This is a genomic window from Enterococcus ureasiticus, from assembly GCF_001730285.1.
GTDB classification, from domain to species: domain Bacteria; phylum Bacillota; class Bacilli; order Lactobacillales; family Enterococcaceae; genus Enterococcus_L; species Enterococcus_L ureasiticus.
In genome coordinates, this window is the sequence record NZ_MIJZ01000012.1 from 491,859 (window position 1) to 513,774 (window position 21,916).

Here is a 21,916-nt window from a genome sequence, read left to right on the forward strand (position 1 = left end):
TTTATATAATCCATTTAATCGTTGCTTTCTTCTAAAATGTTTACATTAATTCTATCCACTCTCATTTTGACAAATTGTTTTTCCAAATACCAAAAATCTGAGAAATCTTCATTTTCCAGATCTATATCTATCCCAGCATCTATTATTTGGTCTGCAGGATAAAAAATACCGTGAATGTAGTATGAAAAGCTATCCCCCTGTTGAACCAGTTCTTTAATTTTCAAATCACTTTTTTCAATTTCTAAATCATCAAAGATTACTATATCCAATTCAATATCGTACAACTTACCAATCTCTATAGGACATTTATATTCTTCCACGAAACATAAAAGTTCAATACCTTCAATTTCAATTCTTACTTCTTCTTCAATATCGGGATTTTCCGAAATTATTTTAGCTTTATATTTCACTTAGATTCTCCTATTCTAATGGATTTATTATGTTTATATGTTTGTTGCCATTCAATAATTTGTATATGTCCTCTCCACGCTTTACGTGGTAAGTTGTTATATCCCCCGCTAAATTTGTTCCAACAAATTCAAACTTAGCTTTTCCTTTACCAGAATTCCCCATAAATTTTACATAGCCAGTTCTTAATTCTACTGTTCCATCTTTTAAGGTATAATTGTACTGAACTTTTTCTCCGTTTTTCATTACATGCCTTGCACCATCAAGATATTCATCTGCATTAGAATATAACCCTTTAAATTCTCCACCATGTTTTGTAAAATGATCATTAAGTTTTTTTGCATCTCCAAATTCAGCTCTAACAACTTTCCCTACATCTTTCCCTCTATCAACAGTCTTAACAACATCCGCTGACTTCTCAAACTCCTTCAACGCTTCCCACTCTTTAGCAGTCAACTTAATCGCATCAAGCGTATAGTCACCATTTCTAAGCAACTTAGCCGACTTCAAAATATCCTTCACTCGATCGATCGGCAATACTGCGAGTAGTAAGAACACACCAGAAGATGAGCGCTGCATCGTTGTTGAATCTTTCGCAAGCAGAATCTCAATATCATCAATATTCGTCAGAATTTTAAAAATCTCCGGCCCATACTCTTTAAACAATTCAATATTATGAACACGAAACAATTCATGCAACTCTTTGGTTCTTTGAACATCCAGTTTCCCATTGCGATAAATCTGATATTCAACGCCATTCGATAATTCTTTGATCACCACATCGATCCGGTCTTTCGGTTGTGCTTTGTTAAAGTCCTTTAGTGCTTTATACCATTTTTGATTTTTAAAATCAATGGTTTTATAACCATCTTTACCGCCTGAAAAATTTCCAGCACTGCCTAGAAAGGCTAATCCTTCGGCAATCGAAGCAATAACTGTTTGGACATCTGAGAAATCACTACCATGTGCTGCTTCAAAGGCACTATATTTTTCGAGAATTTCAATTTTCTTAGCGGTCCCTAGCATGCTTCTCTTATTAAAAAATTGATTCACAAATGGGACATCTTCAAAAGTTTTCGCTAAAGCTTCCATAATCACATCATTTTCTGCTTGTAGACGACGTAACTCAGCTTTTAGCCCTTCCATTTTTGCAGTATCTAAATCATTTTCTGCTGGTCCAACTTCTGAAGTAAAGGCGCTTAAATAAGAGGTAATCGCATCATCAAGAGTGTTTAAGGCATTGCCCACTGTCGTTGACACTTCTGAGTAAGCATCGAAATAACTTTTGGTAGACTCCCACCCTGTACCAGATAATTTCCCTGCACTTTGAAATGCTTGTTGCGCCTCTTTAAAAGAATTTAGTTGATCTAACACAGTTAAACGCAACGTTTGGACTTCACTGGCAACATTTTGCCATTCCGTATATCTAAATTTAGGCATCTTTTTCCTCCTCTTGTGCTTGTTTCTTTTTCTGCAGCCATAGGAGGTCGTCTTCTGCTTGGATTTTTTTACGTTCTGTTTGACTGACTAATTCTGTTAGCTCTTCTTTGCCAGCATCAAAGGTTCGAAAGGCTTCTGTTCGTTCGTCTTCTAGCATTTCTAAATCTATCCTAGCTGAACGTTCTGCTTCCGTTCCTTTGCTGTAATAAAGAAATTCTTCTAAGATTTCGGCTTGTTGTTGGTAAACACGCTGTAGATCATTGATTAGAAAATCACTTTCGGTATCTTTTTTCTTTAATGCTGTTTTTCGCTCTTCATATTCTTCGATTTTTACTTGTAGTTGTTTTTCTTCCATAAAGCACCTACTTTACTGCATTTTTTTCAGCCTGTTTGATGGCTTGGTGTATTTTTTCTAAGTTTCCAATATCTTTAGAAGCATTACTTTTGAAAGTTGAAACGATAGAACTTAGAGAAGAAACACTACTTTTCATTGAACTAGCTGCACTACTTTCAGAAAAGCTCATGCTACTTGCTTGTTTTGGTTTGAATGATAAGGATGAGAGACTGCTTGTAAATTTACTCGTTAAGGAATTTACGGTTGCTGCATCGGTACTGATTTTATCTGCCATCTGAATGTCTCCTTTGATAGATTAGTTGATTTTATCCTCTACATAATATTCATCTTTTTAGCTAAATTGCCCAACCATATAATTGCTTTTAAAAATATTATGTAAGATAAGAATACCATATTGAAAACTATAGACTTTATCAGATTATTCAGTATACTTGTAACTTTTTGATAAACCATTGAATCGTTTAAATGTTATTGGAAAACTCTTTCTTTTTGTGTAAACTAAGTAGTTGATATAGTTTATTTATTGCTGCGACTTTTAGAAACTAGCGCTCTGAGAAGGAGGAACAAAAATGAAAACGAAGATGCCTGAAATTCTTTCTTTCATTTCAGAAGAAGCTGTTCGTAGAAAAATGACAAGTGAGGAAATTGCCGTTCACTTTGGTTATGATAAACATCACTTTAGTCGGAAGTTTAAAGAAATAAATGGATTCAGTGTTGTTGAATTCCTCTCTAGTTTAAAAGTTGAAAAGGCAATCATTGAACTCGATGAAGAAAAGAGAGTCATCGACCTACAAGAACAGTCAGGTTTTGAAAGCAGTGGTAGTTTCACGAATGCGTTTAAAAAATATACAGGTAGTTCACCTAGAAAGTACAAAACGGAAATGAGTGAACTTTTTGATGATATGAAACGTTTTGAAACGGATGATAAGGATCAGTCGATAGCGCATTTTGAAGAAAAGAGTCATTCTTTTTGTACAGTAACGATTGAAGCACCGGCTGGATTTGAAAAAGGGATCCTATTTATTGGACTTTTCCATACACTTATACCGAATCATATGCCTATATCTGGATTAGCTACTAAAAATTTAATAGGAAATACATTGAAAAATATTCCAAGTGGAGACTATTATTTATTGGCTTGCGGGATAAGCCGTTCAAATAATGTTCTATCTTACTTTAACTTAGGCAATAGTTTACGAGGTAAAGAAGATGAAAGATTATCTTTCCCGAATTGTTCTGGCAATCATTACACGATTAAGTTAAGAGAACCAATACCAGAAGACCCACCCATATTAGTGAATGTGGGGAAACTTTTGATCTCCCGTTTAAAGAACACAATCTAGGATAATATTATTTGACCGTGAAATGATAAACTAGTCGTAAGTTGATGGAATGGAGGAAATAGTTATGAGTTTAAATGTAAAGAGTATCACTGTAGGGCTACCAGTAAGTAATTTGGAGGAAGCTGCAAGTTGGTATGAAAAACTTCTTATGAGTGATGAGAAACTTATCCCTGTTGAAGGCGTTATTGAGTATCAAATTGGTTCGGTTTGGATTCAACTGTTCGAAGAAAAAATGACTATTTCAGAGAACGTTTTACGTTTAGAGGTGGAAGATTTAGACACAGAATTTGAACGTTTAAAAACACTTGGCGTAATCGTTGACGAGGTGATAGAGGATGTACCAGGTATCATTCGATACGTTGATTTCTCTGATCCTGATGGCAATAAGTTATCGTTCTATTGGTTATACGCTCAAGAATAGATTTAAACAGTGCTTATATAATGAATATAACTCTAAAATGACAGATAAATGATACGTCGTTTTTTAATTCTAGAAATTCTGACTTTAATTTATCAAATTACATCTATTAATAAAGCCATGAAACCTTTACTGAAAAAGGGGCCACGGCTTTTTTATTCATTTAGTACAATTTTTTTCAACAAGAAAAGAGACCTGAGGTAGACTTCCCTTCAGATCTCATAATAGTCACTATAATTCTATAAACTACCTTCATTACTATTAGTTGAATTGACATTTTACTCCCTTTGCCTACTCATCTAGCAATTTCCTTTTATTTCTCGCTACAAAAGCAACCACAAATAAGAGTATTGCTGAAAGGACAAAAACAATATTCACGCCTAACGTATCTGCTACAGCTCCCATCAACAGTGAGGATAAAGAAAAAGTTGCAGTATTTAATATACCTGTTGCAGCATACACGGATGTTAATTTATTTCTATCGACTTTCTGTTGTAAGATCGTCGCCTGAGGGATATTCTTAATTTGCAAAAAGACACCTATCAGAATTGAATACACTAAAATAAGAAACGGATTTCCTCCTAAAGCAACGAGTAATGTAATGACTCCTCCAAAAATTGAACTGATGACTATTACTTTAGATTTATTCTTGTCAACCATTACATTTAAATAAAATACAATTATACTTCCCAGAGCAGCACCAAGAAAATAAGTAGCATTAATGTAGCCCCACCAGTTCTCTGAAACATGTAAAACATCTTTCACAAAAACCAATACAACGGCTGATATCCACGCCGTATTCGCAATACTCTCAAGGATATCCATACTCACAATTGTAAATATAATCGGTTTTTTGCGTATTTCTTGCCATCCAGAAATCAGGTCTTTCCATCTATCTCCATCAGCATTATCAGTCGTAGAAACGGTTGGTAAATACCAAAAAGCTAACGTAGCAATAGTAAATATCCCAACATTGATCCATATTAGGCCTGATATAAAGAAAAGTATCAATAAAGAAGAGCCCACTGCCCATCCGCCGATACTGACAATTTGAAGCATTGTACTAAAAATGCTATTCGCACGAATCAAATAAGACTTTGCAGCGTAATGAGGTATAAGTGCCCTCGTGATTGGTTCTGCACAACCGTCCAAAAAAGAAATACTAAAAATAAATGCATATAAAAAGAACAGATTTTCAGTATTTACTTTTAAGTTTAAATAAACAGCCAATCCTATTAATATAAATGTTTTAAATAATTGAGTTTTTCGTAAAATATCTGTCAATGTAGCATAATTAATTAATACCGGCGTTAGCAATCCTGAAAATACTGTCCCAACAGTCATAATAACGGGTGCTAAGGAAGCCGCTAATGCAGAGTTTGTTAATGTAAAAACCGAACTCACAACAGCAATTGTGTAAATAATATCGCCAATATTCGCAAACATTTGACCGATAACAAGCTTTTTGAACGCTCTATTCTTTTCCATTTTTTTCTCACCTTTACTTATCAAGAAACAGAAATTTGTCTCTTTGATTTTTTCTTAATTCTTTCAAAGTAAAGTAATTTTAAATGTTCATAAGCAGATTCTCCTCTTACTGGTACACTATCATTGATCGTACCATTGTGTTTAATTTACTACTGTATCTCTTGGCTTCATAATAATAATTTAGTTAGAACAAGCTTGAAATAAGTTTTTTTGCCATCATTACCACATCGATTACTAATAAACCTAATTTAATAATAGCACAAAGATAAGCAATATAAACTTTTTTTCGCATAGTACAAAAAAACAATTTGCATCAAACGTCTAAAAAAAGACAAGTGGTCAGATAGTCGACTACTTGTCTTTTAGTTAAATACTAGCAATATAAATGATCATATCCTGTTATTTCTATTAATACCTAAATGTCACACCAACCTAAATATAATACAAATTCTCAGACGGATAAACTGCGTCACTCGTAATATCCAATCCTAACTCTCTCAAAGTTTGCTCATCATTCTTACTCAACATCACAGTAGAATGTGCTTGTACATCATTTAATTCAGATAACTTATCATACGCCAATTGTGCTGTCGGGTTCGTAACGGCACTAATCGCTAAAGCAATCAAAATTTCATTAGCTTTTAAAGCTGTAATTTTACTGTGTAGATCTTTTCTCTTCATCGTTTGAATCGTTTCAAGAATCACTGGAGATAGCAATAAAATTTCATCCGATATATTGGCTAATGTCTTAATAGAATTCAAAATAGCCGATGAACAAGAATCCATTAAACTACTGGTTCTTCCTGTTACAATTCTGCCATCTGTTAACTCAAACGCAATAACGGCAGGTGTATCATTACTTTGGGTTTGTTCTCTTAATCGTTCTGAATATTCTCTAGCAGGCAATACCGCTTTGCGGTCTTCTTTTTTAAGCTCGACTTCTTCCATGATCAATTTAATGCGATTAACTGTTTCTTCATCGATCAAGCCTTTTTTAAAGTCACATTCTGTGGCAAAACAGCGACGGATGATTTCTTGTTTAGAGGCTTCTTTCACTACATCATCATCGATAATCCCAAACCCGACACGGTTAACTCCCATGTCCGTTGGCGATTGATAAACCGATTCTTCGCCGGTAATTTTTTCAATGATTCGTTTGATTACTGGGAAGGTCTCCACATCACGATTATAGTTAACAGCAACTTGTTGGTATTTATCAAAGTGGAATGAATCGATCATATTCACATCTTTTAAATCAACGGTCGCTGCTTCATAGGCAATATTTAGTGGATGTTTCAACGGAACATTCCAAACTGGGAAAGTCTCAAATTTTGAATAGCCGGCGGTCTTACCGTTACGACTTTCATGATACAGTTGGTTCAAACACGTTGCTAATTTCCCGCTACCAGGTCCTGGTGCTGTCACGACCACGATTGGTTTCGTTGTTGGGATATAATCATTTTTACCAAAGCCTTCTTCGCTGACGATTTTTTCAAGATTTGATGGATAATCTTCAATCGCCCCATGTTTATACACTTTGATATCTCTTCGTTCCAACTTGTTAATGAACATTTTTGTAGAAGGCTGTCCGCTGTAGCGCGTAATGACCACACTATTAACGGCTAAGCCGTATTCTCTTAATTCATCGATTTGGCGTAAAATATCCATATCATAAGTGATGCCATAATCCCCACGAATTTTATTCCGCTCGATATCACCTGCATAAACACAAATCAAAATCTCTGCTTGATCTTTTAATTTTTGCAAAAGTTTGATTTTAGCATCCGCATCAAATCCTGGTAAAACACGTTTTGCATGCATATCGCCGATTAATTTACCGCCAAATTCTAAATATAATTTATCATAGTGATTAACTCTTTCAAGAATATATTTTGATTGTTCTTCAATGTACTTTTGTGGATCAAAACCCAGTTTTTTCACGTGAGAACCCTCCGATATTTGTATACTGTCATCTATTATAAACTTATTTATTGCTGATTACGATATGGAATTTTAAAATTTAACAATGAAGAATAATATAAAAACCCTGATTCCTTTAATACTAAAGAATTCACAGTTTCTTTTTATCGTTATAAACAACTGTCTAAAGTGAAATAGTTTATTCCTAACACCCATTACTTTGGTATAATAATGATACGTCAAGAAATAGCTGAAGCTCTAAACAAGGAGTTTCAGCCATAAAGATATTACTTCTAAAATTGTAGTAACGCTTGTTGCTTACTATATTGTAGTAGTGATTAATTTTTTTATCACTCTACTCTTTAAGAAAAAAAGAGCACCCTCCTTTAGAGTCAATTTTCCTAAGTCTAATTATCTATTTTCAGTTGCTAAAAAAACTATAATAAACCTAGACGCTAGTGTCTTAGACATCATACATAGGAGCTGATTTTCAATGATAAAAAAAGAAGAAATGCCGCTTTGCGACGTGGCGACTACTGTTCAATTGATCGGCAGTAAATGGAAAACATTGATTTTGCGAGATCTGATCACTGGGCCAAAAAGAAATTCTGAGCTAAAACGCTCATTATCTGGAATCTCCCAAAAAGTGTTGACTGAGAGTCTTAATTCCATGATAGTAGATGGCATTGTAGAACGAGTCGATTTTCAAAAAGTGCCGCCTCATGTTGAATATCAATTAACACCACTAGGAGAAACGTTGCTCCCTGTTATTGAATCCATGAGACAATGGGGGCAGTTTTATAAAAAGCAGCTTGGATAGATAGTTACAAATTAGTGCCTACTTAACATTTTCTGGAAAATTGTCTATACTTTTATTAAAGCGATACGCAATTATGAGGAGGATATCTAAATGAATACTGAAACTACACCCATCGAAGCTGTTCATACCGACGTTGAGTATACAAAGCTACACGGCGAACCTGTTTTAAGAGTTGTAAAAAAAGACAAGCTGATGGAATTTGATGAGAATACATATGCTAAATTAGCAGAATCATCTTTTCATAATGGCACAATCGAAGTGAAAATGTTAAGTCGCTTATTACCAGATGCGCCAGATTTTGCGCGTGGTTTTATTGGGATTGCCTTTAGAATCAATGACACAGATACAAAATTTGAATCATTCTACGTCAGACCGACAAATGGCCGCATAGAAGATCCTGTAAGAAAAAATCGTGGGGTTCAATATTTTTCCTATCCTAAATACACGTTTGACTATTTTCGAAATCTTGGTATTACCGATTTTGAAGGTCCGGCTGATATTGGACTTGATGAATGGATCAGCTTAAAAGCTGTGATCAACGGGGCTCAAGGAGAATTTTATCTAAACAATAGCGAAGAACCTGTTTTAGTAGTGGAAAATATGAAACACGGTGCTGATACTAGAGGCAAGATTGGATTATTTGTTGATATTGGCACGGAAGCATTTTTCAAAGACTTAAAAGTTACAACAGCTGACTAGACGAGAAGGCGTTATTTAGTACTGAGTATTCTGCTAAATAATGCCTTCTCTTTCTGTCCTTTAATTTCTGAGTATCTGAACAAATAGATTTAGTTTTATCAAATAAGTTTTCTAGGTAATGCTCAGATTAAATCACTCTGGCTTATTTTTGATAGTGATCCACACTAAAACTAAATAATACCTTAATCAAAAAAAGCATACTAACAATCATCATGAATCCTTCCATTTCAAGCATGACAATAGCCGCTAGTCCGACACATAATAAGAATCCTCCTACAAAAATTTGATCATCTTTCCTTAAAAAAATAATGATGAAAGAACACACAATTGTATATAACCAAACCAATAAAAAACTCCAAATAGAAATTCCTAGAAAAATTGCCACTAAGATCAAATGGAAATGAATAGATAAAAATATGATTTGTTTCAATTTATCGTTTGCATAATAGTTATTGGTAGACTTGGTAAAATTCGCAATACATCCAGAAAAAATATCAACTACGAACACAAATGCTGCTATCCTCCTCCACAAAGAAATTTGTAAATAAACACTAGGATAATACATAAACAACAGTGTAGTAAGAATTATTCCAAAGGACAAAATACCTATTAGCTGCGTTACGCGCTGCCGCTTACCAAAAACCTCGTGTAAAATCGTTGGAATCTCAATATCCATGTTTCTTTCCTTCTTTCCTTGAAATAGTTATGTAGTAAATAGATACATTAAGTATATAACTATAAATTGTTTTTTTCAACAAGAAATGTAGTTAAATTATTGAATAACTACAAAACCTATTTTATAATAACTAGGAGGTGAGCAAAATATGGACGGATTTGATAAAAGAAAACAACAAAAAATAAAGCAAATTTTTTCAGCTTCATTTGAATTAGTTACGAAATACGGATTTGACAAAGTTAAAGTTGATGAAATTGCACGTAAAGCTCGCGTTTCACCTGCAACGATTTATAATTATTTTGGTACCAAGGAACAGTTGTTTCAAGAAACAGTTGATCACTGGATTGATTCGAGAATTGCAGAATATGAAATGATACTGGATTCTGAGCTTTCTTTTAGCCAAAAGATAAAGGATCTAATGATGCACGAAGCAAAAAACATTAAAATTCTGATAACCTTAAATCAAGAAAATCCCATAACAACTCATTATTTCCTTCATGAAGCAGAAGAAAAAATGGAGTCTTTTTACAGCAAATTAATAGACCAAGGAAAAAAAGAAGGTTACATTTCTTCTGCATACTCAGAGGAAATTTTAATCACTCATTTTAAGTTATTTTTTCATGAGACGAATCACTATATTCACGAAAACAGTTCTGAACAAATAGAACAACTTTTGCACTTACTTTTCTATGGACTATTCCCTCATTCAACTCAATGAACATCAATGCTTAATTAGCAAACACCCCATTGCTAGACATTAGTAACAGCAATGGGGTGTATACCACTCTTGCCTTTAAAAATTCTGCTCTATCCTTCCCCATAGTTTTTATGAAAACTCGATTGACAGCGCTTTCTTAGTGGTGTATATTTGTCTTGTATGGATAGTGATTATTAAGTTAAGCTAAACCTGAACAATGCCTGAAAAGGGACTCGTTTAGGTTTTTTTCTATTTTCAATCTCTTTAGTCAATGTAAAAGGAGGTCGTATGCTTTGGAAATTCTAAAAATTTTAAATAATAATGTGGTCATTGTTCGTAATGAGGATAATGAAGAAGTCATTCTTATGGGCAATGGCTTGGGATTCCAGATGAAAGCTGGCTCAGAAGTTGACACAGCAAAAATCGAGAAGGTTTTTAAATTAGAGAACCAGGTTGAACCTGAACAAATCGAACAATTATTTGCAGAAATCCCAGAAGAAATTATTGAGATTTCCTATAAAATATTATCCCATGCGAAAAATGTATTAAAAAAAGAATTAAATGAGTCGTCTTTTATTGCGATTGCCGATCACTTACACTCCTCTATCCAACGAGCTGAAAAGAATATCCAAGTAAAAAACTTTTTATTATGGGATATCAAACGTTTTTTTCCAGTCGAATTAGATATAGCACGTTCGGCTATCCAAATGGTCAATCAGCAACTACATGTAAATTTGACTGATGATGAAGCAGGTTTTCTAGCTTTGCACATCACAAATGCTCAACTCGACAGCAACCATGAAGATGCCGTCAGTCTGACTCAGTTGATTGAAGAAATATTGACCATCATCAAATATACACTCAGAATTAATTTTGCTGAAAATGATATTTATTTTCAGCGATTTATTACACATTTAAAATTCTTCACTGAACGAGTATTAAAAGCTCATCCCGCCAAGACCTCTGCAGACCAAGTCGAAAATGAGCTGTTTTCACTTGTCACAAATCAATACCCAGAAGCTTTCGAGGCAACAAAAAAAGTCACTGAATTGTTAAAAAATAGACGCAATTACACGATATCAAAGGATGAGCAAGTCTATATCACCATCCATTTAGCTCGAATCATCGATAAAACAAGTTAGTTAGAGAGAAATTCTCTTCATCTATATTATTTCCCTAAAAAGGAGCGTAGGAAATCGTTTGCCTGTGGAAAGGCGCTGGATCGTGACATTAAGTTGGCGAGACCTCTGAATAAAAAATAATAAATCATTTGGAGGAACGAAAATGGGTAAATACGAAGAACTTGCAAAAAATATTGTAAAAGAAGTTGGGGGCAAAGAAAACGTCAATTCTTTAACAAACTGTATCACACGCCTTCGGTTTAAATTAAAAGATGAAAGTAAAGCAAACACCGAAGCCTTAAAAAATATGGATGGGGTCGTGACAGTCATGCAAGCTGGCGGACAATATCAAGTCGTGATTGGGAATCATGTACCTGACGTTCGCAAAGATGTTGATGCTGTCTTAGGCGTTTTAGAACCTGTTGCGGACAATGGACCTAAAGGGAATTTATTCGATCGATTTGTAGATATGATTTCAGGCATTTTTCAACCTATTCTGGCACCTTTATCTGCAGCAGGTATGTTAAAAGGGGTCAATGCTATTTTGGCCTTTGCTTTAGGAGCTGGTTTTTCAGCCAGTCCAACGTATGCAGTCTTTAATGCAATGGGAGATGGGCTCTTCTTGTTCTTGCCGATTTTTATTGGCTATACAGCAATGAAGAAGTTTGGCGGTTCACCATTCTTAGGAATGATGATTGCTTCCAGTCTGGTTTACACTGGATTTATTGACGGTTCTGCTACAGCAACATTTGCGGAAAGTGGTGGATTGAATTTCTTTGGGATTCCGTTTTCGATTCCAGTAGCGGGTTACGGTTCAACCGTTATGCCTATTATTGCAGCAACTGCATTCGCAGCATTCTTAGAAAAGCAGTTAAGAAAAGTCATCCCAGACGTTGTAAAACTATTTTTAGTCCCATTCTTTACGGCAATCATCACGATTCCACTAACTTTCCTAGTCATTGGACCGATCATGAATGTTGTTTCTGACGGACTTGGAAATGGGTTACTTGCCATTCAAGCATTCAATCCGATCATCTTTGGTGCAATCCTTGGTTTCTCTTGGCAAATTCTCGTTATGTTCGGGATGCATTGGGCGCTTATTCCATTTGTTATCATTGCACTATCTCAAGGGCAACCAACCTCTCTTTTAACTGGATCAGGAAGCGTATCTTTTGCTCAAACAGGTGCAGTACTTGCGGTCATGTTAAAAACGAAAAATTTGAAATTAAGAGAATTATCCATTCCAGCCTTTATCTCAGGACTGTTTGGTGTGACTGAGCCGGCAATTTACGGGATCACCTTACCAAGAAAGAAACCTTTCTGGGCTTCTTGTATTGTTGGTGGTGTGACTGGTGCTATTGCCATGGGTTTAGGCATTCAAGGTTATCAAATGGGTGGTCTTGGTATTTTTAGATATACATCGTCCATTTCACCAGATGGCGATATAAAATTTGCTATCTACAATGTGATATTAGATATTTGCGCACTTGCAGCTGGTTTTGCTTTGGCTTGGGCATTAGGCTTTAAAGATGATGAACCGACAATTCAATTATCAAAAGAAGAAGCAAAACTTGCCGCTACAGGACACAAAAAGAAATTAGCGAAAGACGACGTTTTTTCTCCTGTAGAAGGTAAAGTGTTGCCGTTAAGTGAAGCACGAGACGGGGCCTTTTCAGAAGGAATCATGGGTAAAGGAGTGGTGGTCGAACCGACTAGTGACGAAATTGTAGCACCATTTGATGGGACAGTAATGACTCTTTTCCCTACCAAACATGCGATTGGTTTAATTTCAGATAATGGAACTGAGCTATTGATCCATATCGGCATCGATACTGTTCAATTAGAGGGCGAGGGATTTGAATCATTCGTTGTGCAAAATGCGAAAGTCAAAAAAGGCGATAAACTGGTTACCTTTGATATTAAAGCGATTGAGGAAGCAGGCTACAGCACACAAGTTCCGATCATCATTACAAATACACCCGACTATGCTGATGTGATCGCGACTTCTGAAACATCAATCAAGCACGGTGACCTCTTAATCACTGCGATCATTTCAAATTGATTGTATTGAATCAAAACTAATTTTATTTATAAAGGAGTAAAAATACATGAGTTTTCCAAAGAATTTTTTATGGGGCGGCGCAACAGCTGCTAATCAATGTGAAGGTGCCTGGGATCAAGATGGCAAAGGAGATTCTATTTGCGATCATAATCGGGCTGGAAGTCGAACAGCCAATACACATCGCGCATTCGATTTAGAGATCGATACAGACCAATATTACTATCCAAGTCATACGGCGATCGATTCTTATCATCGTTACAAAGAAGATATTGCCTTATTTGCAGAAATGGGGTTTAAAGTTTACCGGATGTCGATTGCTTGGTCTCGGATCTTTCCTAATGGAGATGAAGCAACTCCCAATCAAGCAGGTTTACAATTTTATGATGATGTTTTTGATGAGCTCGCTAAATATGGGATCGAACCACTTGTCACGATTTCCCACTTTGAAATGCCTTTTAGCTTAGGAAAAAACTATGATGGTTTTTTAGACAAACGGACGATTGGTTTTTACGAGCATTACGCTACGACTCTGTTTGAGCGCTATAAAGATAAAGTAAAATATTGGCTAACGTTCAATGAAATCAACTTTGGTACAATGGATCATGGTAAACGAATCAGTGGCTTATTCAATCGTGACTATACCGAAACTGAACAATACCAAGCACTGCATAATGTTTTTCTAGCTTCAGCGCGAGCCGTTATTGCGGGTCACAAAATCAATCCAGACTTTAAAATCGGCTGTATGTTAGCCTATATCACTATGTATCCAAAAACTTGTCGACCAGAAGATGTCTTGAAAACACAGCAAATCAACGAAAAATTCAATTTTTTCTGTGGCGATGTTCAAGTCAAAGGAAAATATCCTTACTTCATGAAACGTTATTTTGAAAAGAATACTATTCAGGTAGAAATCACAGAAGAAGATAAAGCACTTCTCAAAGCTGGAACAGTGGATTATTATACATTTAGCTATTACATGACCACTTGTATCACAGATGATTTAGAGTCTCGTGACGATAAAACCGGTGGGAATCTGTTTGGCGGCGTATCAAACGAATATCTTGAAACCAGTGATTGGGGTTGGCAGATTGATCCTGTTGGCTTGCGTTATACGTTAAATCAACTCTATTCTCGTTATGAAGTACCGTTAATGGTCGTAGAAAATGGTCTTGGTGCCTTCGATGAAGTAGAAGCAGATGGCTCGATCAATGATGATTACCGTATCGATTACTTCAAACGCCATATTATTGAAATGGAAAAAGCAATTGATGATGGTGTCGACTTGATTGGCTATACACCATGGGGCTGTATCGATCTAATCAGCGCTGGAACGGGAGAAATGAGTAAACGGTATGGTTTCATTTATGTTGACCGCGATGATGAAGGAAATGGTTCGCTTGATAGAAGTCGAAAAAAATCGTTCCATTGGTACAAACAAGTAATCGAATCGAATGGGGAAAATCTTTCTTAAGGCACTTCTGATACAAAACGGTATAAGTAATTTGCGAAGCCAAGTTACTTACACCGTTTTTCTTGTAAAATTTTGAGCGCATCAATTGATATTAAGGCTAAATCTGTTATCGTAAAAATAAAAGGAGTGTGACCAAAATGAAACAACCAATAACGTTTATATCAGTAGCTGAACATGCTAAAAATCAAATGGATTTCTATGTAGAAACATTTCCAAACACCAAGATTCAAGCAGTCACTTATTATGATGAATACCCTGAACGTATCTTAAACGGACAATTAGATTTAAATGGAACCCCAATCTACTTTTTAGAAATGGGACCAGAAAATCCAGTTGCACCAGGTTGGAATCTTTCCTTATATGTGGAAATGGACAGTGAAGAAGAATTTGATCAAGTATTCTCAGCTTTAGCTGCAGATGGCTTTGTTATGATGGGACCAGAACCTGCTGGGATTTTCCAAAAAGTAACATGGCTAACTGATAAATTTGGTATTACTTGGCAGTTCGTATTCGCTGGAAAATAAACTAACTTCTATTTTATTAGATTAAGTATTCTCTTTATACCGAGATTTTTTACCGCTTACTTTTTAAACCATAAAATAATCTGTATAGACAGCCAAGTTTTAGTGGCCTGCTTATACAGATTACTTTTGTTTATCGAATTATTAGACTCTTTTATGGCTGAATGCAAAAACACTCATAGTTAGGAAAATGACTACAAAACCAGCAATCATCGTAACGTAGCTATCTTTACTTCCTGCCTTTGGTAATTGTTCTTTTGATTGAGCTTTAGATGCATTCAAAAGAATTTTATTTGCTTTCGGTTGTTTTTTTTCTTCTTTTACTGATATTAGTTCACCTTCTGCATGCCCATTTGGTTTAATATCCTCTTTTACAGGCTTATCTTGGTGTACCTCTACCTCTTTACCAGAAATTGCAGGTTCTAGCGTTGGGACTTCCGTTACTTCAACGGTCTCTGGTTCGATTGGTTTGATTTCTTCTAACTCACTTGATTCATCTTCTATTGTTTTGATTTGTTCATATACGTGAATTTCTGGTTGTTCTTCTTTGGCTTTGTTTAATTCTTCTTCTTGGCTTACTTTTACCTTCTCTTCCTCGATTGGTTGAATCTCTCCTAGTTCGTTGGATTCATCTTCGATGAGTTCGATTTGCTCGCCAACATGGATTTCTGGACGTTCTTCTTTGGCTTTATTTAGCTCTTCTTCTTTACTTTCTTTTGCCGTTTCTTCCTCGATCGGTTGGATTTCTCCTAGCTCACTAGATTCATCTTCGATGAGTTCTGTTTGCTCACCAACATGGATTTCTGGGCGCTCTTCTTTTGGTTTATTTAATTCTTCTTCTTTGGTTTCTTTCGGTCGTTCTGGATCAAGCGGTGTGATTTCTTCTAGCTGACCTGATTCATCTTCGATGAGTTCTTCTTGTTCGATTGGTTCTTTGATCAATTGAGTTTCATCCCCGATAGCATTTCCATCTAAAAAGATATTCTTCACTTTATGCGTTGCCGTTTCATTGATTGCTTTTTCATATAAAAGTTGGTAATCGATTTGACAATCATTGGTAAAGTTCGCTTGTTTTTTCCCAGTTTCAGTTATAGTTGCTGTGTACATGATTGAAAATGAAGCCAAACGTGCTTTGTCGCGATATAAACGGATCACAAAAGCATTATCTTCTCCAAACTCAACTGTTCCATATCGCTGATTTTCAAACTCTTCCAAACTTACTGTTGATTGCCCTAAATAATTATCGATAGTAAACGTAAAACTATCTTTATTTAATACTTGGCCGCCACCTGATTTATCTGTCAAAACAATATCCTTAGCAAGGTCACTTTTATTCAAATTAGCGTTTAAGAACCAACGGATTTGACCTGATTTCCCTAATAGATCGCCTGTTTTATAAAAGAACGGCAGCTCTCCTTCAACATCACCGTCAGAACGTCCATTGACCACTATATTTGCTACAGTGACAGAGGTTCCCAAATTTACTGGTACTTCCTTCGTTGTATTTTCCTCAATATTTGTTACACGTACACCAAAAGTAAACTCGCCGCGAACACGATCCAACTGATTCACTTTTTCATTAAATATACAAACAACTTTATCTTTATAAACACGGGTTGCACCTAACCCATTTAAATCAATTTCACGTGGCGTGCTGTCGGATTCTACTAATCCTTCAAGCTCTTTAGGTAATGATAGCGTCAAGACATCTCCAGCTTTTAGCTTGGTATCCGACTTTTCACTAAAGGTTACCCGAATCGAGGTCAGCTCTCCATCCATTAGTTCGGTTTTATCAAAGTGGATCGAATCAACAAATCCTCCACTATTTAATTCCGCAGCTAATGACTGTTCGCTAAATCCGACTAATCCTAACAAACCTACAAACATTACTAAACACCATGATAATTTTTTTAACATCTTTTATACATCGTCCCTTTCTTTTGATTGATATAGACCAGTATGTATTCTTTATTACTTTTATAAAAAGCAACTTTTTTGATGTTAAACAATAAATGAATCTGTGTCAAAACATATACACTTTAGATTAAATTATGATGATTTCAATTCTTAACGGCTGATTTTGCATAAAAAAAACCGACAAATGATCAAAATATACACTTACTTCTTCAAGTGCTGGTTTTAAGATCTTTTGGTCAATTTATCCTACTTGATAATTTTTAGGAATTCCTAATAAAAAAGTCAATGTTTCGATTGGTACTTCCCAATATCCCTTTTTCTCAAACTGTTTTAATATACGATAAAGATTTTTCGAATACTTCTTTTTCAGAGAAACAAATTCTTCTAAAAAAAACAAGTAGCATTCGTATTGACCTGATTCAAGAGACATGTAAATTTTGGATTAAACTGTGCTTCGATTTCTTTTTCAAGAAAGGATATTTTTGTTGGTTACTTTTCGTTAGATAATCCCCCTTTGATCACTGATGAAAAAAAGGAAGAGAAACGTGCAGATTTATCCGGTGGTTTTGAATTGACCAAAGAAATGAGAATCACTGCTAGAGATGTGACAGATGTGATTTTCAAAGAAGATGCACGCAGAGAAAATTTTGATGTTCTCATCAAAAAAGCTTACTATTACTAGCTTCTATAACTCACATAATAAAAACGAGTAAAAACTTGGAAATAAACTGTTTTTACTCGTTTGTTATACTGATTATGTTTTACTTTTATCCTCTGACAAAAGCTCGATCAGCTGTTGTTGCTGTTCAATCACTTCTACCAATCTTTCATTCAATTCGATCTGTCGACTTTTTTTCGTCCGCTGTAATTTCGCTTCTATCCACTGACTATTTTTAATGATACGAATACCTTCAATTAAATGCCCTACCAGAATAATTCCAACTGAGCTAATGCTTAACCCAACCAGCCAGTTTTTCAAAACAAGTAACTGTTCCCAAGTTTGTTGTACCAGATTTGGAATTCCTGCGATATTTTTGGTTGTTTGGATCAATTCTCTCAGTTGTTCGAATAATGATGCTATGCTGGGAATCAACTGCTCTAGCTTAAAAGTGCTTTGAAGGAAAATATCAGAAAGCTTTTCTTGAAATGTGTTTAGTTCATTTATGCTCAGACTATTGATTCTTTGATCGATAATCGTATACGTTTGATACGTTTCAATCGCCATTTTTGTTAAAATCGTCAAAAGGCTGATTATTAAAAATACATACCCAATAACAAGTAATTTTTCGCTCAAATGCCAACGATCGTTCTTTCTCAAACGCCATAAAAAATACCCGATCAGCACTAATCCTATCACTATAACAACACTTTGAATAATCACTAGTAGTGCTAATTGATTGATCATCTGCCGAACATTATCGACAAGGCTTGCTTGCCAATCTTTAGATGAAAAAAAAGTTAATACGTTATTAAACGTGATCCTGAAATTTTTTCGAACGATCCTTTCAATAAATCCTTGTTGATTAACTACTAAAAATAGCAATACTGCAAGATAGATCAAACTACTAAAATGAACCATGGCTCGCAAACGAACACTTTTTACTGCTTGTTGTTCCCCCATCGTAACTCCTCCTCTTTTCGCTAACGGATAAACTATAAACTCATCATAGCATTAAATCTTGAAACTCTGTATAAATACACTATTTTGGATTTTACTTATAGAAAGTTTTGAGGAATCTTTTTATTTATTAATGACGAAAATTATGATCGCACAAATGAATACAATTTTGTACGGGAGGTGGAGGAAAAATTGCGTATTTACTGGCTCCTCATAGTGACTTCTATAATGAAACTAAAATTTTTAAACTATGATTTGTTTTTTAAGTTTTTCTTTAGAGAAAATACAAAAAGCGATATTATTACTAAAATACCTCCTAAAGTAGCTATAGATGAAGTAATTTGTTCACCCGTTTTTGGCAGTAAACGCTTCTCGTTTGAGCTTATGTTTAATTTTTCCCCTTTCTTCTTACTAGTTGCACTTTCAACTTTATTAGGCATATGACTGTTTGTAATGATGATATTGCTTTTATCTTTATCTTCTATTACCGTTGTATAGCCAGCCACTTTGCTGATCTCTTTTACGGTATAGTCAAGGGCTTTTCCATTCACTTTTTCATCTAGCTCACGCCATGTATGGGTCCATTTACTCGTTGAGGTCAGTTCGACTTCTTTCCCTATCGCCTTGCCGTCACCATATAGTTGAACTTTTATACTTGATGGACGTAGACCGTCTTGATCGTTATTATCGTTCCAAACTTTGGTGACGGTCACACTGGTTTTTCCTGGTGCATAACGGTTGATTAAATTGTTTCCGTTTATTTCAGTCGTGTAGTCAGGCACTGCATTCTCCGTTATCGTATAGACAACTTCTTCGCCTTCTTCATATTTAGGCAAGTTTGTAAAACTGTAAGCCCAATTATCGGCGGCAGATACTTCTTTGCTTTCTTTTAGTACGCCATTGGCTAATAGATTGACCGTGATTTTTTCTGGACGTTTGCCGTCTTGGTTGTCTTTGTCTTCCCATATCTTTGTGCCTTTGATTTCTGTATTTCCAGGCGTATGACTGTTTGTAATGATGATATTGCTTTTATCTTTATCTTCTATTACCGTTGTATAGCCATCTACTTTACTGATTTCTTTTACGGTATACTCAATGGCTTTTCCATTTGCTTTTTCATCTAGCTCACGCCATGTATGGGTCCATTTACTCGTTGAGGTCAGTTCGACTTCGTTCCCTATTGCCTTGCCGTCACCATATAGTTGAACTTTTATACTTGATGGACGTAGACCGTCTTGATCGTTGTTATCGTCCCAGACTTTGGTGACAGTCACGCTGGTTTTGCCTGGTGTATAACGGTTGATTAGATTACTTCCGTTTATTTCAGTCGTGTAGTCAGGCACTGCATTCTCCGTTATCGTATAGACTACTTCTTCGCCTTCTTCATATTTAGGCAAGTTTATAAAACTGTAGGCCCAGTTATCGGTGGCAGTTACTTCTTTGCTTTCTTTTAATGCGCCGTTGGATAATAGGTTGACTGTAATTTTTTCTGGGCGTTTGCCGTCTTGGTTGTCTTTGTCTTCCCATGTTTTTGTGCCTTTGATTTCTGTGATTTCTTTTTTATTTACTATCGGTACTTCGAGTTGATTTATACCAGATTTTATAATATTGAATTCATAAGGCGTTTCAAGTAAAACAAATCCCAATGGTGCTTTGGTTTCAACTAGCTCATATTTACCGAACTTAAGTCCAGTATAGCTTACCTCACCTTCTGAGTTTGATACTAAATCTTTTACAACGAGCATTCTTTCTCCCGTATTTGAATATCTATACAGATCAAAAACTGCATCTTTTAAAGGTTTCCCTTCTCCATCTTGCTTAATGACACTAAAACCTGCAACTGTTCCAGAGCCTCCAGCAGATCCTCCCTCTGATTTTATTGTTTTACTTGATTCTCTCTCATACGATTCAGCGGTGGCAGTAACTTTATTATCAAAAACTTCTTGATAAGGATCAGTGATTTGAGTAATATATTTTACTTGCCTTCCTAGACCATCATCCATATTACCTAGCTCCACTTCAAAAGTCCCTTTTGCAATGTCATAGTTTGTCACAGGGAAATCTTCCCATTCCCCTGTTGAAACAACCCCACCAGTCCAACCATAAGCTCGACGTACTTGTACCGTTCCTTTAATTAATTCCTGACCGTTTCCTAATTCATCAAATAAAGTGACGTTGTTCAGTGGTTCATATAAATTCGGAAATACTGGATTTTCTTGAAATTTTGGCGGGATTATATTTACAAACCATGAAAGTGTCCCCGGTCCATCCATCTCAAAGTATCCAGATTTGTAAAACTTATCTTCCTCTGGCTTAGATTCAGGATCTGGTCCAGGACCTGGATCCGGCTCTTCTGGCGTTACTGGTATCGTAACTGTTGCTCCTGAAATATCAAAAACTATATCAATTACTTCGCCTGGTTTTACTTGTGTTGAAAATTCAACATAAAACTCAAAAAAACCATTAATATTGGAGTGTGTTTCTACATAATCGGTAAAAGTCACTACAAAATTGTTTCCACCTGAGCTAGTGGCTTGTCCATAAGCTATAATGTTTCCCGCTGAATCTTTAAATTCAAGAACTGTATTCTGTATAGTCTGGAGTTCAGAGGGAAGAATAATTTCCATTTGGTCGCCTTCATATACATCGATATCATTTGGTATTGACCAGTCATATCGTACCTTGAAATTTGAATTAATAGGAATGTTAGATGTTTCATTCCCATTTTTATCTACTATTTTAACATTGGTTATAAATTGATTTCCATAACTTATCAATGGTTTGGTTTCTGCAAATACTACACTAAAAGGGATTTGGCTTGCTACTATAAATAGTACCATAACGAATCGCAACATTTTTTTCATATAAATTTTTCTCTCCTTCAGAATTTGATATACCCTTACTTTTACATAACTATCTCTAAAAAATTACTTAGCCATCAT

General features: G+C 35.4%; 20 protein-coding genes. 10 read left to right on the forward strand and 10 right to left on the reverse strand.

The window, feature by feature from the left end; all coding sequences use genetic code 11:
• Positions 1-14: 14 nt before the first annotated feature.
• The 4 genes from BCR21_RS08320 to BCR21_RS08335 are packed head-to-tail and all read right to left on the reverse strand — an operon-like array spanning position 15 to position 2,477.
• The gene (locus BCR21_RS08320) at positions 15-410 is read right to left on the reverse strand and encodes a hypothetical protein (protein WP_069645998.1); all 396 of its coding nucleotides are present in this window, start codon (positions 408-410) and stop codon (positions 15-17) included.
• A gap of 10 nt (positions 411-420) precedes the next feature.
• Positions 421-1,848, reverse strand: a complete 1,428-nt coding sequence (locus tag BCR21_RS08325; RefSeq protein ID WP_069645999.1) for a T7SS effector LXG polymorphic toxin — start codon at positions 1,846-1,848, stop codon at positions 421-423.
• Entirely contained in the window at positions 1,841-2,203 is a 363-nt protein-coding gene (locus BCR21_RS08330) for a hypothetical protein (protein WP_025869957.1), read from the reverse strand. The genes BCR21_RS08325 and BCR21_RS08330 overlap by 8 nt, the downstream gene beginning before the upstream one ends.
• Before the next feature lie 7 nt (positions 2,204-2,210).
• The gene (locus BCR21_RS08335) at positions 2,211-2,477 is read right to left on the reverse strand and encodes a DUF3130 family protein (RefSeq protein ID WP_069646000.1); all 267 of its coding nucleotides are present in this window, start codon (positions 2,475-2,477) and stop codon (positions 2,211-2,213) included.
• Between the two features lie 295 nt (positions 2,478-2,772).
• On the opposite strand from BCR21_RS08335, the gene BCR21_RS08340 reads away from it, so the two are divergent.
• Together BCR21_RS08340 and BCR21_RS08345 are read left to right on the forward strand one after the other, a co-directional pair.
• Positions 2,773-3,546 (forward strand): helix-turn-helix domain-containing protein, encoded by a 774-nt coding sequence (locus BCR21_RS08340; RefSeq protein ID WP_069646001.1) that lies wholly within the window; start codon positions 2,773-2,775, stop codon positions 3,544-3,546.
• Positions 3,547-3,610: 64 nt separating this feature from the next.
• Positions 3,611-3,967: a VOC family protein gene (locus BCR21_RS08345; RefSeq protein WP_069646002.1), complete on the forward strand. Its 357-nt coding sequence runs from the start codon at positions 3,611-3,613 to the stop codon at positions 3,965-3,967.
• Between the two features lie 288 nt (positions 3,968-4,255).
• Here BCR21_RS08345 and BCR21_RS08350 read toward each other — a convergent pair whose 3' ends face one another.
• Together BCR21_RS08350 and BCR21_RS08355 are read right to left on the reverse strand one after the other, a co-directional pair.
• On the reverse strand, positions 4,256-5,452 hold the full coding sequence (locus BCR21_RS08350) for an MFS transporter (protein ID WP_069646003.1): 1,197 nt from the start codon (positions 5,450-5,452) through the stop codon (positions 4,256-4,258).
• A gap of 432 nt (positions 5,453-5,884) precedes the next feature.
• Positions 5,885-7,393, reverse strand: coding sequence for a DUF1846 domain-containing protein (locus BCR21_RS08355; RefSeq protein WP_069646004.1), 1,509 nt, complete (start codon positions 7,391-7,393; stop codon positions 5,885-5,887).
• 472 nt (positions 7,394-7,865) lie between these two features.
• On the opposite strand from BCR21_RS08355, the gene BCR21_RS08360 reads away from it, so the two are divergent.
• Both BCR21_RS08360 and BCR21_RS08365 read left to right on the forward strand, forming a co-directional pair.
• Complete coding sequence (locus BCR21_RS08360; protein WP_069646005.1) at positions 7,866-8,192, forward strand: winged helix-turn-helix transcriptional regulator; 327 nt, start codon at positions 7,866-7,868, stop codon at positions 8,190-8,192.
• Between the two features lie 90 nt (positions 8,193-8,282).
• Positions 8,283-8,891, forward strand: a complete 609-nt coding sequence (locus BCR21_RS08365) for a hypothetical protein (RefSeq protein ID WP_069646006.1) — start codon at positions 8,283-8,285, stop codon at positions 8,889-8,891.
• A gap of 142 nt (positions 8,892-9,033) precedes the next feature.
• Here BCR21_RS08365 and BCR21_RS08370 read toward each other — a convergent pair whose 3' ends face one another.
• Positions 9,034-9,567 (reverse strand): hypothetical protein, encoded by a 534-nt coding sequence (locus BCR21_RS08370; RefSeq protein ID WP_069646007.1) that lies wholly within the window; start codon positions 9,565-9,567, stop codon positions 9,034-9,036.
• 148 nt (positions 9,568-9,715) lie between these two features.
• Between BCR21_RS08370 and BCR21_RS08375 the strand changes: the two genes are divergently transcribed.
• From BCR21_RS08375 to BCR21_RS08395, 5 genes are all read left to right on the forward strand, one after another.
• A complete protein-coding gene (locus BCR21_RS08375; RefSeq protein ID WP_069646008.1) occupies positions 9,716-10,285 on the forward strand; it encodes a TetR/AcrR family transcriptional regulator in 570 nt (189 codons plus the stop codon).
• A 272-nt stretch (positions 10,286-10,557) separates the two neighbouring features.
• The gene (gene licT / locus BCR21_RS08380; protein WP_069646009.1) at positions 10,558-11,406 is read left to right on the forward strand and encodes a BglG family transcription antiterminator LicT; all 849 of its coding nucleotides are present in this window, start codon (positions 10,558-10,560) and stop codon (positions 11,404-11,406) included.
• Between the two features lie 142 nt (positions 11,407-11,548).
• Complete coding sequence (locus BCR21_RS08385; RefSeq protein WP_069646010.1) at positions 11,549-13,447, forward strand: beta-glucoside-specific PTS transporter subunit IIABC; 1,899 nt, start codon at positions 11,549-11,551, stop codon at positions 13,445-13,447.
• Between the two features lie 46 nt (positions 13,448-13,493).
• Positions 13,494-14,918 carry a glycoside hydrolase family 1 protein gene (locus tag BCR21_RS08390; protein ID WP_069646011.1) on the forward strand — a complete coding sequence of 475 codons (1,425 nt, stop codon included), beginning with the start codon at positions 13,494-13,496 and terminating at the stop codon, positions 14,916-14,918.
• Between the two features lie 137 nt (positions 14,919-15,055).
• Positions 15,056-15,442: a VOC family protein gene (locus tag BCR21_RS08395; RefSeq protein ID WP_069646012.1), complete on the forward strand. Its 387-nt coding sequence runs from the start codon at positions 15,056-15,058 to the stop codon at positions 15,440-15,442.
• A 141-nt stretch (positions 15,443-15,583) separates the two neighbouring features.
• Here BCR21_RS08395 and BCR21_RS08400 read toward each other — a convergent pair whose 3' ends face one another.
• Entirely contained in the window at positions 15,584-17,356 is a 1,773-nt protein-coding gene (locus tag BCR21_RS08400) for a collagen binding domain-containing protein (RefSeq protein ID WP_069646013.1), read from the reverse strand.
• A gap of 514 nt (positions 17,357-17,870) precedes the next feature.
• Between BCR21_RS08400 and BCR21_RS16640 the strand changes: the two genes are divergently transcribed.
• Positions 17,871-18,038, forward strand: a complete 168-nt coding sequence (locus BCR21_RS16640) for a hypothetical protein (RefSeq protein ID WP_240488079.1) — start codon at positions 17,871-17,873, stop codon at positions 18,036-18,038.
• Between the two features lie 72 nt (positions 18,039-18,110).
• Here BCR21_RS16640 and BCR21_RS08405 read toward each other — a convergent pair whose 3' ends face one another.
• Together BCR21_RS08405 and BCR21_RS08410 are read right to left on the reverse strand one after the other, a co-directional pair.
• On the reverse strand, positions 18,111-18,977 hold the full coding sequence (locus BCR21_RS08405) for a hypothetical protein (protein WP_069646014.1): 867 nt from the start codon (positions 18,975-18,977) through the stop codon (positions 18,111-18,113).
• 245 nt (positions 18,978-19,222) lie between these two features.
• The gene (locus BCR21_RS08410; protein ID WP_069646015.1) at positions 19,223-21,838 is read right to left on the reverse strand and encodes a Cna B-type domain-containing protein; all 2,616 of its coding nucleotides are present in this window, start codon (positions 21,836-21,838) and stop codon (positions 19,223-19,225) included.
• Positions 21,839-21,916 lie beyond the last annotated feature (78 nt).